General features: G+C 69.6%; 1 protein-coding gene. It reads right to left on the reverse strand.

The annotated features are described in order from the left end of the window. A partial coding sequence (locus JT719_RS25020; RefSeq protein ID WP_242693470.1) for a DUF1579 family protein occupies positions 1–238 on the reverse strand: 238 nt, incomplete at its 3' end. Positions 239–247: the final 9 nt, after the last annotated feature.

Here is a 247-nt window from a genome sequence, read left to right on the forward strand (position 1 = left end):
GGGTGCGGGTATCCGCGTCCTCGAAGGCGACGATGTCCTGGAAGCGGGCCATGCGGTTCCCGTCCATGAAGTTCGGCCCCTCGGTGTCCAGCGTCAGCACCTGCCCCGACGGATCCAGCGTGCCCTCGTAGATCCAGAGATGGGCCATCATCGAACCGGTCCAGGTCCCGACATAGCGCTCCCGCGCCGGGTCGTAGCCGAGCGTCAGCAGGGTGCTCGCCGGCGCGCCGTCCGGCATGCTCCCCCG

The organism is Sabulibacter ruber (assembly GCF_017355955.1).
GTDB classification, from domain to species: domain Bacteria; phylum Bacteroidota; class Bacteroidia; order Cytophagales; family Hymenobacteraceae; genus Nibribacter; species Nibribacter ruber_A.